At 52.9% G+C, this 14,677-nt stretch carries 13 protein-coding genes; 5 read left to right on the forward strand and 8 right to left on the reverse strand.

The window, feature by feature from the left end; genetic code table 11:
* Window positions 1–21 precede the first annotated feature (21 nt).
* The 5 genes from pdeN to HED65_RS05165 form a co-directional block, all read right to left on the reverse strand.
* Window positions 22–1,578, reverse strand: a complete 1,557-nt coding sequence (pdeN, locus tag HED65_RS05145) for a cyclic di-3',5'-guanosine monophosphate phosphodiesterase PdeN (protein WP_114977694.1) — start codon at window positions 1,576–1,578, stop codon at window positions 22–24.
* A gap of 127 nt (window positions 1,579–1,705) precedes the next feature.
* Window positions 1,706–2,275: a bifunctional murein DD-endopeptidase/murein LD-carboxypeptidase gene (gene mepS / locus HED65_RS05150; RefSeq protein WP_008500946.1), complete on the reverse strand. Its 570-nt coding sequence runs from the start codon at window positions 2,273–2,275 to the stop codon at window positions 1,706–1,708.
* 415 nt (window positions 2,276–2,690) lie between these two features.
* Window positions 2,691–3,404, reverse strand: a complete 714-nt coding sequence (locus HED65_RS05155; protein WP_114977695.1) for a phosphatase PAP2 family protein — start codon at window positions 3,402–3,404, stop codon at window positions 2,691–2,693.
* 33 nt (window positions 3,405–3,437) lie between these two features.
* On the reverse strand, window positions 3,438–4,424 hold the full coding sequence (locus HED65_RS05160) for a CobW family GTP-binding protein (RefSeq protein WP_114977696.1): 987 nt from the start codon (window positions 4,422–4,424) through the stop codon (window positions 3,438–3,440).
* Window positions 4,425–4,547: 123 nt separating this feature from the next.
* Complete coding sequence (locus HED65_RS05165) at window positions 4,548–6,014, reverse strand: mannitol dehydrogenase family protein (RefSeq protein ID WP_114977697.1); 1,467 nt, start codon at window positions 6,012–6,014, stop codon at window positions 4,548–4,550.
* Between the two features lie 203 nt (window positions 6,015–6,217).
* On the opposite strand from HED65_RS05165, the gene uxuA reads away from it, so the two are divergent.
* Window positions 6,218–7,408, forward strand: a complete 1,191-nt coding sequence (uxuA, locus tag HED65_RS05170) for a mannonate dehydratase (RefSeq protein ID WP_114977698.1) — start codon at window positions 6,218–6,220, stop codon at window positions 7,406–7,408.
* Window positions 7,409–7,442: 34 nt separating this feature from the next.
* Here the strand turns inward: uxuA and yeiP are convergent, their stop codons facing one another.
* Window positions 7,443–8,015, reverse strand: a complete 573-nt coding sequence (yeiP, locus tag HED65_RS05175; protein ID WP_008500940.1) for an elongation factor P-like protein YeiP — start codon at window positions 8,013–8,015, stop codon at window positions 7,443–7,445.
* Window positions 8,016–8,179: 164 nt separating this feature from the next.
* On the opposite strand from yeiP, the gene HED65_RS05180 reads away from it, so the two are divergent.
* Window positions 8,180–8,434 (forward strand): YkgJ family cysteine cluster protein, encoded by a 255-nt coding sequence (locus tag HED65_RS05180; RefSeq protein ID WP_032666680.1) that lies wholly within the window; start codon window positions 8,180–8,182, stop codon window positions 8,432–8,434.
* Here HED65_RS05180 and setB read toward each other — a convergent pair.
* On the reverse strand, window positions 8,431–9,612 hold the full coding sequence (gene setB, locus HED65_RS05185; protein WP_114977699.1) for a sugar efflux transporter SetB: 1,182 nt from the start codon (window positions 9,610–9,612) through the stop codon (window positions 8,431–8,433). The two genes, HED65_RS05180 and setB, sit on opposite strands and share 4 nt — an antisense overlap.
* Before the next feature lie 361 nt (window positions 9,613–9,973).
* On the opposite strand from setB, the gene fruB reads away from it, so the two are divergent.
* The 3 genes from fruB to fruA are packed head-to-tail and all read left to right on the forward strand — an operon-like array spanning window position 9,974 to window position 13,744.
* A complete protein-coding gene (gene fruB, locus HED65_RS05190; protein WP_114977700.1) occupies window positions 9,974–11,104 on the forward strand; it encodes a fused PTS fructose transporter subunit IIA/HPr protein in 1,131 nt (376 codons plus the stop codon).
* A complete protein-coding gene (gene fruK / locus HED65_RS05195) occupies window positions 11,104–12,042 on the forward strand; it encodes a 1-phosphofructokinase (protein WP_014170919.1) in 939 nt (312 codons plus the stop codon). Before fruB ends, fruK begins: the two co-directional genes overlap by 1 nt.
* A 16-nt stretch (window positions 12,043–12,058) precedes the next feature.
* Window positions 12,059–13,744, forward strand: coding sequence for a PTS fructose transporter subunit IIBC (gene fruA / locus HED65_RS05200; protein ID WP_114977701.1), 1,686 nt, complete (start codon window positions 12,059–12,061; stop codon window positions 13,742–13,744).
* Window positions 13,745–13,790: 46 nt separating this feature from the next.
* On the opposite strand, the gene nfo is transcribed toward fruA, so the two are convergent.
* Complete coding sequence (gene nfo, locus HED65_RS05205; RefSeq protein WP_114977702.1) at window positions 13,791–14,648, reverse strand: deoxyribonuclease IV; 858 nt, start codon at window positions 14,646–14,648, stop codon at window positions 13,791–13,793.
* Between the last annotated feature and the right edge of the window lie 29 nt (window positions 14,649–14,677).

Below are 14,677 nucleotides of genomic sequence, written 5' to 3' on the forward strand. Positions count from 1 at the left end.
GACGCCACAGGTAATGTGAAATTATTCACCGCCGGGGGAAACGTCAGGCCGCCATTTGCGAAATTGATCCAGGGGCATCGGGCGGCTAATCCAGTATCCCTGCAGGAAATTGACGCCATGTTCGCGTAGCCATGCAGCCTGTTCCGGCGTTTCAACACCCTCCGCGACGGTCGACATATTCAGGCGTCTGGCCAGTGTCAGCACAGCATCAAGCACTGGTGAGGTGACGGTTTCTGTACCAATCGCGTTAACGAAACCCCGGTCGATTTTGAGATAGTCCATGGTGAAATGCTCAAGGTAAATCAGCGCACTATGGCCTGTACCAAAATCATCAATGGCTATTTCAAACCCTTCATTGTGTAACCATTCAAAAAGATTGTTGGCTTCCCGGTGGTTAAGCATGTCGCGCTCGGTGATTTCCAGCACGATCTGGAAGTGATCTGGCGGCAGTAACGCTTTGAAGGTGAGCATATCGTCTTTGAAGCTTTCCGCATGCAGATGCCCTGGCGCAATGTTGATGCCCAGTTTTGCGCCCGGTGGCAGCACGGTCTGTAACGCTGGTGCATCGCGAATGATGAGATCAAAAAGATGCAGCGTCAGCGGAACGATCAACTTCTGTGCTTCGGCAAAATTGATAAAGGCGTCAGGCGGAATTTCACCCATGGTCGGGTGTTTCCAGCGCATCAGCACCTCGATGCCGCGCATTTTCAGCTCTTTTGCGTCCACAACAGGTTGATAGACCACGTAGAACTGACCGCGCTTTATGGCGCTTAAAATTTCTTTGCCCGGATTCAGCCGTATGCTGAGGATATAGTAGTTGAGCGATCCGGCGGCAATACCGCATACCAACCCAAAGAACAGGGCAAAAAGGATGTCATCGCTGGTCCAGGCGTCCGCATACAGTTTAATGGTCAGGGGGACGTCTTTCAGCGTGGCGATGCGGCTCGGCGCTTCACCTAAATCAAGCGCTTTGACCAGCTTGCTGGACATCGTCGTTAGCGCATAATCGCCAATGATAATGGCTATGCCTGCGAACTGGTCCTGGCGTGCTGTGTAGAGCAGATAAGGTGCCAGATTGATATTCACCGAGGTGAACACACCGCCATCTTTTACTAACGGGTTGCGGTACCAGATGGCAATCGCGGGCTTGTTGGGCAGCATGGGAGTGCCCGGAAGCAACGCCATATCGATCTGCTTATTGATGTGCAGCTCGGGTATCAGCTCCTCCATCGGGACATTCATCGGGCCTGTGGCGGAAGAGCAGAACGCGATTTTGTCCCTGACCAGCAGGAAGGCGCGCACGTTGAGGCTAAAGGCTGCGCGTGAGGTCAGTTCTGCATTGACGTCATGGCAATTGTTCAACGTGAGCGGCTGGAGGATGTCGATAGAGGTTTTTAACTCTCCAAAATAGCTCTCCATATAGAGGCTAATATCTTTGATCAGGGTGTCGAATTTAACGTCCCGCTTGTGGTAGCTCCAGAAAAATTGCAATGACCCCAGGAGCAGGGCAGTGATCAGGCCGGTGATAATACTGAGGATCAGTATCTTGCGATTACTGGAGAAGTAGCGGGTGAACATAGACGTTGTGGTTCCTGAATTGCCGCTGAATGTATTCAGTGTAACGGGCAAAAAAAAACACCGCCGAAGCAGTGCTTTTTTTCATCATATCGCCAGCCAAGGGATAACCAACGATACAATTTCCATATTAACTGCGGGTCAGTACGCGGCGCGCTTCGTTGTAGCGTTTTTTCCAGTACGGTTCGTTCATGCTGGAAATGGTCACACCGCTGCTGGTGGAAGCATGTACAAACTGGTCATTACCAATGTAGATGCCAACGTGTCGACCTGTAGAACCTGCGCGGAACAGAACTAAGTCACCGGTGCGCAGTTTGGTACGCGAAATCGACTTGCCCATCTCCTGCTGTTCGTACGTCGAACGCGGAAGATCTAACCCGAATTGCTCACGGAAAGTACGCTGTACAAAACCGGAACAATCAATACCTGTTTTAGTGCTGCCGCCAAGACGGTAACGCACGCCTTTCCAGTCAGCATACTGGTCCATAATGCGGGACTTCACGTCCAGATTACGTACCATATTTTCAAATTCATCCTGAGAGGCTTGCAGTGACGAGGAATCTTCCATTCCCACAACACGCGTCTCAGGATGCATATTCTTTGCGGTGTTCGATGTACTACATGCAGATAACAGTACCGCGACTGCTATCGCCGGGATCCCCCGTAAGATATATCTCAGAAACGGTTGAGATTTGACCATTTTGTTTATTTTCCCTTGAAGTCCTTAACGACAAATATCGTTATAAAAATGCCAAACGTGACGAGACTAATTATCTGTTCACATTGAGACAATTCTTTCTGCTCACATTTGTGGCACAGCGCACAAAATTATGCGCCAGCGAAATAATTATCTCTATGGGGCAAAACGAGTTCGAGATTAACCGATTGCCTGGGGTATTGCGAGTAAAAAAAGCCTTTTTTTTATAAGAAATTGTGATACAGAAAGTAAAAACATGTAATTGCTCAAAATACCGGCAGATCCGCTGCGTTATCGCGTAATTGATTCATTTTTATCATGAATGTGATGACAGGAATATGACAAAGCGAAAAGATCGCGGTGGGAGACCCGTCAGGGATCATGTCGATCCCTGATAGCTAACGTTAATTTAGGTTAGTTATTTGTTTAATTGTTGTTGCGCTTTTCCGGGAAGATAGCGATCAAACAGCGCTATTATCCCGTCGCTCAACGGTGTCATCAAACACCACGGCAGGGCAATCAGCACAACGGAGAGCGAACCGACAGCAATATCGGTGAACCAGTGGGCACCAATCATTACGCGTGGAAAAGCAAAAACCACAAAAATAATCAGGGCTATTGCGAAGGCTTTTCTGCCGAAATAACGAAGCATAACTGCGGAAAAAATAAGCAGCATCATGCCGTGATCCCCAGGGAAACTGTCCTTCGAGGCATCTTTTGTTGGAATATGCAGCAATTCACTGACACGATAAATATCGCTGAAGAAGAGCGTGGGGCTGGAGCGCTTAACCGGAATAATCGCCGTTGCCAGCTGGTTAATGACCACGGCAAACAGTAGCATCACCAGACCGATGATCATAATACGCCGACGCCCCGCTTTGTCCTCTTTCAACCAGAAGGAGAGCATCAGGCAGCCCATTGCCAGCAACGAGAAACCGTCGAAGGCGCGGTTATTGGTGATAGCGACCAGCCACAGGAAGGCATTGCTCTTCACCAACTCCTGATTGAAGAAGTGAAAGATTGCAGAATCCAGCGGGAACCAGAAACCATGATTCGCCGGGATATACCAGGAGAAAAAGAGCGCCAGACCGGCGACATTAAGCAGTAATATCAGGGGAAATCGAGTCGTCATAACGTTCAACAGAGAGTGAAAACAGGGGCAACGTTAGCCGCCCGAACTTAAACGAAGCTTCAACAGGCTGGACTGCAGGGCATTCCAGTCGGCGTTAACCGCACTAATTAACTCTATTCGGCTGTCCGGCGGGGCGACATTTTGCGTTTCAATGAAGAAATCTTCACCCTGACGGTTGATCCGTACCAGCCCGTCTGGTGTGCGCATGATCCCTTTAACGCGATCGACCGGAGCAAGTCTGGCCCACTCAAGGATCCCGATGGTGTCAAAAACGGTATCTGCATCGAAGATCCATCCACAGGCCTGATACCCCTGACCACTATTCAGATTACGGCGCCAGCGCTGGTGTTCCGGCAGGCTGAGGGCAGCCAGACCCTGTTTCACCGGATGGCTATGGGCATGTTCTGCACTGGCCGGAAGTTCCGCTATGTTCAGACGAGGAAGATCAAGCAGGGCGCTATCAATCCTCCCCTGAGTGGTCTGTACCCGTTGACGATTACCGCCGAAATGTTGCCACCACGCGTCCAGCGCGGCCTGGCTTTCAACCGTCGCGCGATCTTCTTTATTGGCAACGATAATGTCTGCTGAAGCGAGTTGATCGCGGAAGTTCTCGTTAGCCACCGCTTTATCATCCAGAAGCTGGCGAGGGTCAAGCAGGCACAGCGTGGCGCGCAGATCAATCCACGGTTCGTAAACCGGTGCAGTCAGTAAATCAAGGATCTGCTTCGGGTGACCCAGCCCGGTGGGTTCAATCAGCAGGCGATCGGGTTTGCCCTGACGCAGCAGCGTATTGAGTCCTACCTGCATGGGTAAACCATTGACGCAGCACATGCATCCGCCAGGGATCTCTTTGATCATCGCACCGCTGTCTGACAGTAATGCGCCGTCGATGCCCACTTCGCCAAATTCATTGACCAGTACGGCCCATTTCTCGGCTGGATCTTTATTCGCCAGCAGGTGAAGAATTGACGTGGTTTTACCGCTGCCGAGAAAACCGGTGATGAGGTTGGTTTTGGTCACGTGCGCTCCAGAAGAGAATTGTGATGCTATAACAATTATCTCTTATCCTGGCGAAAAAAGGGCGCAATGAGAAGGGGAAGGGCGAACGGAGGTACTCTCCGTTCGTGTTAAGCGCAATAATCGTTAAAGATTTAACGTTTCAATAACAGCCTGACGTGCACCGTGGCGGGCAATGCGCTGATAAGCCTGACTAACAGCCTCGACAAAAACGCTATTTTCCACGAGGTCGTGACCAAAGACCTCGCTCAGCCCCAGCAGAGCGCTGACGCGTTCGGTGTCGTTGCTGGCAACAACAAGCGCACGGATTTTATCGCTGAGGGGATCGCGGACATCAATTGTGTTTCCGCGTTCGTCAGTCCCGCTGACATAGCGGATCCAGCCAGCCACGCCCAGAGCCAGCAATGGCCAGGTGGTTTTTCGCTCAAGATGGATACGCACCCCATCCAGCATTCGCTGAGGCAGTTTCTGGCTACCATCCATTGCAATTTGCCAGGTACGGTGCTGCAAGGCCGGGTTAGCAAAGCGTTCAAGCAGGCTATCGGCGTATGCGGTGAGATCGACATCCTTAATGCGTAATGTTGGCGCCTGTTCGTTCAGCATGAGCCGACGGGCGGCTTCGCGGAACGCTGTGTCCTCCATACATTCATTAATATGGGCGTAGCCCGCGAGATACCCCAGATACGCCAGGAAAGAGTGGCTGCCGTTGAGCATGCGTAGTTTCATCTGCTCCCAGGGCAGAACGTCCTGCACCATCTGGACGCCTGCCACTTCCCACGCCGGACGTCCGGCGACAAAGTTATCTTCGATCACCCACTGAATAAACGGTTCGCAGCTGATGGCGCATGGATCTTCAACGCCGAGTGCTTCGGTGATTTCTGCCAGTGAGGCCTCTGTTGCAGCAGGAACAATCCTGTCGACCATGGTTCCGGGAAAACTCACGTGGCTATCAATCCACGCAGCGAGTGCCGGAGAGCGTTTTTGCGCCATGCCCAACACGGCATTTTTCACCACATGGCCGTTGTCAGGGATATTGTCGCAAGAAAGCACGGTAAAAGCAGGTAAGCCGCGCTCACGGCGACGATGGAGTGCTTCGACAAGGATCCCCGGGGCGGAATGCGGCTCAGATGGATTTTCCAGGTCGTGGATAATCCGCGGGTTTTGCAGATCCAGTTTACCGGTGGCGGGATCGATGCAATAACCTTTCTCCGTGATGGTGAGCGACACAATGGCCACCTGAGGTTCACAAAATTTCTCAATAATGGCAGGCAGAGAGTCCAGCTTTGCGTTCAGGCATTCATGTACGGCGCCAATAATGATTGGCTGATTCCCCTCAGCACCTTTCTCCAGAACGGTAAAGAGATGATCCTGCGCACGCAACTGACCCATCAGCACATCACCGCTAAACAGGCTTATCTCACAAATCCCCCAGTCGCCGCCTTTTTCATTCAGCACCCGGTTTGTTAACAATGCCTGATGCGCGCGGTGAAACGCACCGAAGCCAAAATGGACGATGCGGGAGCGTAATTGCTGACGATCGTAGCGGGGTTGCTGAACATGAGCAGGAAGGGCGGTGGAGGCAATTGTCTTCATGAAATACACACCTGATTAACCATTAATTAACAATGCCAGTGTAAAGTTATATGACAACAAATAAAATTGGTGAGCCGTAATTATCACTGTTCTGTGAGTTCGATCAATCAATGTGTGGCGGTGTATTGACCCTTCATGGTAAACATGTATGGTAGTCGTCATCGCATTAACACATATTGGTATAACAACTTGAGGGGTGGGCAATGGAACAAACCTGGCGTTGGTACGGGCCGAACGATCCGGTTTCTCTTGATGATGTGCGTCAGGCTGGCGCAACGGGGGTCGTCACGGCACTGCATCATATTCCTAACGGCCAGGTATGGCCGGTTGATGAAATTCAAAAGCGTCAGGCGCTGCTGGCAGAGAAGGGGTTAACCTGGTCTGTGGTGGAAAGCATTCCGGTTCATGAAGATATCAAAACCCATACAGGGGAGTACCAGACCTGGATTGCCAACTATCAGCAGAGTATTCGCAACCTCGCGGCATGCGGCATTGATACGGTGTGCTATAACTTCATGCCTATCCTGGACTGGACGCGCACTGACCTTGAATATCAGATGCCGGACGGTTCAAAAGCACTGCGTTTCGATCAGATTGCTTTTGCGGCATTTGAACTGCACATTCTGAAACGTCCTGGTGCCGAAGCGGATTACACCGCTGAAGAGCAGCAGCAGGCGCGCGCGTGGTTTAACGCCGCCAGTGACGCGGACATCGAAAAGCTGACCCGAAATATCATTGCTGGTCTGCCTGGTGCGGAAGAAGGTTATACGCTGGATCAATTCCGTGCGCGTCTGGCGGAATATGGCGACATTGATAAGCATCAGCTTCGTGAAAACATGGCGTACTTCCTGCGCGCGATTGTACCCGTCGCAGAAGAAGCGGGCGTTCGCCTGGCGATACATCCGGACGATCCTCCGCGTCCTATCCTCGGCCTGCCGCGTATCGTTTCAACCATTGAAGATATGCAGTGGCTGAAAGAGACGGTAGACAGCATCTACAACGGCTTTACCATGTGTACCGGCTCCTACGGCGTGCGCGCGGATAACGATCTGGTGCGGATGATTGAAACCTTCGGCGATCGTATTCACTTTACTCACTTGCGCGCGACCTGTCGTGAAGAGAACCCCAAAACCTTCCACGAAGCAGCGCACCTTGGCGGTGATGTGAATATGGTCGCGGTGGTGGATGCCATTCTGGCGGAAGAAGTACGTCGTAAGCAGGTTGGCGATGTGCGTCCTATTCCATTCCGCCCGGATCACGGGCACCAGATGCTGGACGATCTGCGTAAGAAAACGAACCCAGGTTATTCGGCAATCGGTCGTCTGAAAGGGATGGCGGAAGTGCGCGGCATAGAGCTGGCGCTGAAGATGACGAAGTATCCTGAATTGCTGTAAAAGAAAAACCCGGCGCAAAGCCGGGTTTTTTGTGTTAGTCAGCGCGACCCATATAACGTTTTTCTTCGATATGGATGCGAATTTTCTCGCCTGCAGACAGGTATTCAGGGACCTGAACAACCAGACCGGTAGTCAGGGTAGCCGGTTTGTTGCGGGCGCTTGCAGATGCGCCTTTGATACCTGGTGCAGTTTCAACGATTTCCAGATCGACGGTCTGAGGCAGTTCCAGCGCCAGCAGCACACCATCCCAGGTCAGAACCTGCATGTCTGGCATACCGCCTTCAGGAATAAACAGCAGCTCTTCTTCGATCTGATCTTTCGTGAAGATATACGGGGTGTAATCTTCTTTATCCATGAACACGTATTCGTTGCCGTCGATATAGGAAAAATCGACATAGCGACGGGTCAGGGTCACGGTATCAACGATATCGTCACCTTTAAAACGCTCTTCAACTTTCAGGCCGGTACGCACATCGGCGAAACGCATTTTGTACAGCGTCGCTGCACCACGGGCGCTAGGTGCCTGAATATCGATATCTTTCACAATCAGCAGTTTGCCGTTGTAATTCAGTACCATACCTTTCTTAATTTCGTTCGCTCTTGGCATTGCAGTAATCCTGTATACGGAAGGTAAAAAATATCGCGCCAAATTACTCGTGCGCGGCCTTTCAGGCAAGAGGAATTCGTGGCTTTTGCTATCAATACGCAAAAGGTGTTACTGTGCGCGCGATGCCCGACTGCGCGGGCCTTCGTCAGCGAAAGAGAGCGTTTATGGATTGTCGTCCAGATTGCGGCGCGTGCTGTACCGCACCGTCCATTTCAAGCCCCATTCCAGGAATGCCAGAGGGCAAGCCTGCCAATACCCGCTGCGTTCAGCTCTCTGAAACTAACCTGTGTATGATCTTTGGTTCGCCCCTGCGCCCGAAGGTTTGCTCCGGACTTCAGCCAACAGCCGAAATGTGTGGCAGCACGCGAGCACAGGCGATGACGTATCTGCTCGAGCTGGAATCGCTCACCGCACCTTAAACGTCTTTAATTCGTGTCAGACAGCCAATCGTCAGCGTGCACATCACCAGCGCAATCCAGAACACCGTGTGATAGTTCCAGATTTCTGCAACGACCCCGGCCATTGAACCAGCGATAATCCAGCCCACACGGGTGGTATTAGTATAAAGGGTCGTGGCTGAGCCTGCCTGACCCGGCATCAGATCCTGGAAATAGAGCATGCCAATCCCGGCCAGAATGCCAATATAGATAGCGTTCAGCAGCTGTAAAGCCAGCAACAACCCCGGCGTATGTACCGTCAGCATACCGATATAGAAAAGCAGCCCGGCGCCAGCGGCGATACGCATCAGAAAACGCTTACCGAAGCGCTTAGCGTAATAGCCTGCGATGAGCATCGTCGGGATCTCAAGCCCGGCCGCTGTCCCCATCATGATACCTGCCAGCTTTTCTGGCAGATGCAGCTCATCAATAATAAACAGCGGCATATTGATGATATACAGGCTGTTAGTGCCCCACATCAGGGTACAGATAACAAACAGGAGCAGAGCATCGCGGCGGTTACGGCGTGGCGCTTCCAGCACACCCGTTGCCACTTTGGGCTCTTTACGCATTGACGGCAGAAAGAACCACACCAGCACGCCACATACCACAAATGCGACAGCCGCACTAAGGTACATCACCGTAAAACCAAACCCCATCGCCAGCGCGTAAGCCAATGGGGGGCCGATCACCCATGCCAGCGACACCTGAGCACGCAATACCGAGCTGAACATCACCGCTTCACGCCCGGTATGGTCAGCGTGCTCGCGGGCAAGCGCGAACATCTGTGGGTTAGCCGTCGAACCAAAGCTACTCAGGAATACCCCGATGAACAGCAAAATGAAATAGCTGCGGTTCCAGGCAAACAGAACGCAGGCGAGCACCCCCAGCAGACAGCAAAAGACAATCAGGCTTTTACGATCACCTTTTCTGTCGGAACGGCCCGCCAGAAACTGACTGACCAGAATGCCGATGATGGCGCTTCCGGTAAAAAAGAAGCCCACCATGGCCGGACGAGCGTGAACCTCATTGGTCAGAAATAAGCTCAGCGTCGGCGTCTGTAACGCACCGGCAATACCCGTAAAAAAGGCAACAATCAGGAACGCTGCTGAAGTTAAATCAAAGGGTTTTGGCGAGGTGGCCGCGGGGGTGTTATGCATGTTTTATAATTAACGAGTAACAGAGAGAGGCGGAGTTTACGCTGGCAGTCATTAAATAAACAGAGGGTGCGGTCAATTACGCCACGAAAAATCAAAATGGCATTTCAACTTACATACGGTCTGGCTGACCTTAGCTGAAACTGACTTGCTGAACTTCAGCAAAATTCAGCTGAACGGAGAAGAAATGTGCTGTATCTCTAAATTCTGAGATCAGAAATACGAGTTTACTTGCAAGGCATTGCAGAAAGCGCAAGACTTTTTGAAACGTTTCAGCGCTATCTTGTTTTAACAAACGGAGCAGGCTAGCGCATTTTTTCTCATTAAGGCTGAAACGATTCAAGTTCAGCAGGAGAGGAGAACCATGTTCCAGTTATCTGTTCAGGATATCCACCCGGGCGCACAGGCCGGGGATAAAGAAGAGGCTATTCGCCAGGTTGCCGCTGCCCTTGTGCAGGCGGGTAATGTCGCGGATGGCTATGTAAATGGCATGCTGGCGCGCGAGCAGCAAACCTCTACCTTCCTCGGTAATGGGATCGCCATTCCGCACGGTACAACAGACACCCGCGACCAGGTGTTGAAAACCGGGGTGAAGGTTTATCAGTTCCCGCAGGGTGTTCTCTGGGGTGACGGTCAGGTGGCGTATGTGGCCATCGGTATCGCTGCCAGCAGCGACGAACACTTAGGTCTGCTGCGTCAGCTGACGCATGTCCTGAGCGATGATTCCGTCGCTGAACAGTTAAAGTCAGCAACGACAGCTGAAGAGTTGCGCGCCTTGCTGATGGGCGAAAAACAGAGTGAAGCGCTGAAACTGGATAATGAAACGCTGACGCTGGATGTCGTCGCCTCCGATCTGGTGACACTCCAGGCGCTGAATGCCGGTCGCCTGAAAGAAGCCGGTGCAGCAGATGCCACATTTGTGACGCGCGTAATCAATGATAAGCCGTTGAATCTCGGTCAGGGTATCTGGCTGAACGACAGTGCTGAAGGCAACCTGCGTAGCGCTATCGCAGTGAGCCGTGCGGCTAATGCGTTTGACGTCGAAGGCGAGCGTGCGGCCATGCTGCTGACCGTGGCGATGAACGATGAACAGCCGGTTTCCGTGCTGAAGCGCCTGGGCGATCTGCTGCTGAATAACAAAGCTGAAAAACTGCTGAACGCGGATGCGGCGACGGTGCTGGCTCTGCTGACCAGCGATGATGCGCTGACTGACGATGTTCTAAACGCTGAATTTGTGGTGCGTAACGAACACGGCCTGCATGCCCGTCCAGGTACCATGCTGGTAAATACCATTAAACAATTTGAAAGTGAGATCACCGTGGCCAACCTTGATGGCACAGGTAAACCGGCCAACGGCCGTAGTCTGATGAAAGTTGTCGCGCTGGGCGTGAAGAAAGGTCACCGTCTGCGTTTTACCGCACAGGGTGCGGATGCTGAACAGGCGCTGAAAGCGATTGGCGACGCCATCGCGGCAGGTCTGGGGGAGGGCGCATAATGAGCAGACGTGTTGCGACTATTACGCTGAACCCGGCTTACGACCTGGTGGGGTTTTGCCCGGAGATTGAGCGCGGCGAAGTAAACCTCGTGCGTACCACTGGCCTGCATGCTGCGGGTAAAGGGATTAACGTCGCGAAAGTGCTCAAGGACCTTGGTATTGATGTCACCGTGGGTGGATTCCTCGGTAAAGATAACCAGGATGGTTTCCAGCAGTTGTTCAGCGAGCTGGGCATTGCCAACCGTTTTCAGGTTGTTCAGGGCCGCACCCGTATCAACGTCAAGCTGACGGAGAAAGACGGCGAAGTGACCGATCTGAACTTCTCTGGTTTCGAAGTGACGCCGTCAGACTGGGAGCGTTTTGTTAACGATTCTCTGACCTGGCTTGGTCAGTTCGACATGGTGTGCGTCAGCGGTAGCCTGCCGTCCGGCGTCAGTCCGGAAGCATTTACCGACTGGATGACGCGCCTGCGCAGCCAGTGTCCATGCATTATTTTTGACAGTAGCCGTGATGCACTGGTCGCGGGACTGAAAGCGTCGCCGTGGCTGGTGAAACCTAATCGCCGCGAACTGGAGATCTGGGCCGGTCGTAAGCTGCCAGAATTAAAAGATGTGATTGATGCTGCCCATGCGCTGCGCGAGCAGGGTATCGCCCACGTAGTTATCTCTCTTGGTGCAGAAGGAGCGTTGTGGGTTAACGCTTCTGGCGAATGGATCGCCAAACCGCCGTCGGTCGATGTTGTCAGCACCGTCGGCGCAGGGGATTCAATGGTTGGCGGCCTGATTTATGGTCTGCTGATGCGTGAATCCAGTGAACATACTTTACGTCTTGCCACCGCCGTTGCTGCCCTGGCTGTAAGCCAGAGCAATGTCGGTATTACCGATCGTACCCAGTTAGCCGCGATGATGGCGCGCGTTGACTTAAAACCTTTTAACTAACAGCAGGAGAGGAATAATGAAAACGCTGCTGATCATTGACTCCGGTCTCGGACAGGCTCGCGCCTATATGGCGAAGACCTTGCTGGGAGCGGCGGCGAACAAAGCACATCTCGAGATGATTGATAACCCGGGCGATGCCGAACTGGTCATTGTTCTGGGCGATAAAATCCCGGCTGACAGTGCGCTGAATGGCAAAAATGTGTGGCTGGGCGATATTAATCGTGCGGTGGCACACCCGGAACTGTTCCTGAGCGAAGCGAAAGGTCACGCGTCTGTTTACAGCGCACCTGTTGCTGCGGCACCGGTTGCGGCTTCTGGACCAAAACGCATTGTTGCGGTGACGGCCTGTCCTACAGGGGTAGCTCATACCTTTATGGCGGCTGAAGCCATTGAAACCGAAGCGAAAAAGCGCGGCTGGTGGGTAAAAGTTGAAACCCGCGGCTCCGTTGGTGCCGGCAATGCCATTACTCCAGAAGAAGTGGCTGAAGCCGATCTGGTGATTGTGGCGGCGGATATCGAGGTGGATCTGGCGAAATTTTCAGGTAAGCCGATGTACCGCACTTCGACAGGTCTGGCACTGAAAAAGACCGCTCAGGAGTTTGATAAAGCGCTGGTCGAAGCGAAGCCTTATCAGGCAACGGGTACCAGTCAAAGTGCGACGGAAGGTAAGAAAGAGTCAGCAGGCGCCTATCGCCACCTGCTGACCGGTGTTTCTTACATGCTGCCGATGGTGGTTGCGGGTGGTCTGTGTATCGCGCTGTCATTCGCATTTGGTATCACCGCATTTAAAGAGCAGGGGACGCTGGCTGCTGCTTTAATGCAGATTGGTGGGGGTTCTGCGTTCGCGCTGATGGTGCCTGTGCTGGCGGGCTTTATCGCCTTCTCCATCGCTGACCGTCCGGGTCTGACGCCTGGTCTTATCGGCGGTATGTTGGCGGTGAGCACGGGTTCTGGTTTTATCGGCGGTATCATTGCCGGTTTCCTGGCCGGTTACGTTGCGAAGCTGATCAGCTCGAAGCTGAAACTGCCGCAGAGTATGGAAGCGCTGAAACCGATTCTGATCATCCCGCTGATTTCCAGCCTGGTGGTCGGTCTGGCAATGATTTACCTCATCGGTAAACCTGTTGCGGGTATTCTGGCGGGTCTGACCCACTGGCTGCAAACCATGGGTACCGCGAACGCGGTTCTGCTGGGTGCAATCCTCGGTGGCATGATGTGTACCGACATGGGTGGCCCGGTGAACAAAGCGGCGTACGCCTTTGGTGTTGGCCTGTTGAGTACCCAGACCTACGCACCAATGGCTGCCATCATGGCGGCAGGTATGGTGCCTCCTCTGGCTCTCGGTCTGGCGACGATTGTTGCCCGCCGTAAGTTCGATAAAGCCCAGCAGGAAGGCGGAAAAGCGGCACTGGTCTTGGGTCTGTGCTTCATCACCGAAGGGGCGATCCCATTCGCGGCTCGTGACCCAATGCGTGTGCTGCCGTGCTGTATCGCGGGTGGTGCCGTGACTGGTGCAATCTCGATGGCAATTGGCGCGAAACTGATGGCTCCACACGGTGGTCTGTTTGTTCTGCTGATCCCAGGTGCAATCACCCCGGTTCTGGGGTATCTGATGGCGATTGTTGCTGGTACGCTGGTGGCGGGTCTGTCTTATGCCGTGCTGAAACGTCCGGAAGCGGAAGTGGTCGCGAAAGCCGCCTAAGCGGTAAACAACAAAAAAGCCGGGTTGCATTTGCACCCGGCTTTTTTTATGCCATTTGTTCTGCGGTCTGCTGCGCCTTCAACCAGGCAATCTCTTCGGCCCAGATATCGGGGTTGATGGTTTCCAGCACCATCGGAATGCCGTCGAAGCGGGCGTCCTGCATGATAAAGCGAAACGCATCGTGACCAATATTGCCTTCGCCCAGACTGTGGTGGCGGTCAACGCGGCTGCCAAAGGCGCTTTTCGCATCGTTTAAGTGCATTCCGCGCAGGTACTTAAAGCCAACGATGAGCTCGAACTCTTCAAATGTGTTTTTCGTTGCTTCGGTTGTGCGCAGATCGTAGCCAGCCGCAAAAGCGTGGCAGGTATCAATACACACGCCGACACGGGTTTTATCCTCAACACCGTCGATAATCGCCGCCAGATGTTCGAACTTAAAGCCGAGGTTGCTACCCTGACCGGCAGTGTTCTCAATCACCGCGGTGACACCTTTGGTTTTATCCAGCGTGATGTTAATAGATTCGGCAATGCGCGCCAGACAGGCATCTTCATCAATTTGCATCAGATGACTCCCAGGATGGAAGTTCAGCAGCGTCAGCCCAAGCTGTTCGCAGCGCTGGACTTCATCAAGAAACGCCTCGCGGGATTTTTCCAGTGCCTCTTCAACCGGATGACCGAGGTTGATTAGATAGCTGTCGTGGGGAAGGATTTGGCCCGGCCCGTAATGATATTTCTCGCAGGCGGCTTTGAAATCATCAATCACGTCTGTGGTGAGCGGTGCAGCGCGCCACTGGCGCTGATTTTTGGTGAACAGGGCGAAAGCGGTCGCCTCGATTTCGGCGGCGCGAATGGCGGCATTCGCAAGGCCACCGGCAGCGCTAACGTGCGCTCCAACATATTTCATAAAGGGACTCCTGTTAACCCGAAATGCTT

Origin of the sequence: Pantoea sp. LS15, assembly GCF_012241585.1 — a bacterium.
Lineage (GTDB): Bacteria > Pseudomonadota > Gammaproteobacteria > Enterobacterales > Enterobacteriaceae > Enterobacter.